A 690-nucleotide genomic window follows, 5' to 3' on the forward strand; every position below is an offset into this window, starting at 1 on the left:
TTCTCGCGGCTCAGGCGCATGATCGGGGGCCAGCACCTGAAGGTGGCGGGACACTATCTCGATGCCTATGCGGCCCACGCTGCTTGGCTCGAGGATCACCGGCTGGAGAGCAATGGCATCCTCGCGGATCGGCTCATCGGTGACGCCCTTGCCGCGCCGATCAGCCGGGCGTGGAAGGGGTATTGGCAACGGCGCGCAGCGTGACGGCATCTCCGGCTGCCCAGACACACATGCCTTTGCGCTTCTCCACCATCCGAACGAGCTTGCGGCGTTTGGCGTGGCGGAGCGCCTGGACGACCTTGAAGACCACCGAGTTGCGCAGCGCGGTATCCGAGACCTCGAGGTTGCGCTCTACCATCACTCGCTCGGCAAGCTCCCGGGTCGTCATCTCGCCGTCCACGTCGAGGTGCCGCACGCAGATGTCGGCGACCTCGCCCTTCTTGAAGAAGCCGTGGCTGACCATGTAGCGCGCTCGCTGCCGCTCAGGTGAGGCGAAAAGTTCGATCGTCGCGTTCACGTGCGCCAGGTCGTGCTTGGCGTGTGCGATCTGGGCCTCGTAGGCCTTTATCTGACCGAGGATCTCGGCGCGCTTGGCCGTCAGGGTCTGGATGATGAGAGGATCGGGCATGCCTCCATAGCAGCCGACCTCGAGCGCCAAATCCAGCCAGCAACTTGGTGCATCTGCTACCT

The 690-nt window shown here is 64.3% G+C and carries 1 protein-coding gene and 1 pseudogene; one reads left to right on the forward strand and one right to left on the reverse strand.

Going from position 1 to position 690, the window contains the following annotated elements:
• Positions 1–204, forward strand: a pseudogene (locus tag OCH239_RS23430) (IS1595 family transposase); the annotation flags it as partial.
• Here the strand turns inward: OCH239_RS23430 and OCH239_RS21455 are convergent.
• Positions 161–690 (reverse strand): hypothetical protein (locus OCH239_RS21455; RefSeq protein WP_211242050.1); only part of this gene is annotated, 530 nt, incomplete at its 5' end. The pseudogene OCH239_RS23430 and the gene OCH239_RS21455 sit on opposite strands and share 44 nt — an antisense overlap.

It is taken from the genome of Roseivivax halodurans JCM 10272 (assembly GCF_000521785.1).
GTDB classification, from domain to species: Bacteria; Pseudomonadota; Alphaproteobacteria; order Rhodobacterales; family Rhodobacteraceae; genus Roseivivax; species Roseivivax halodurans.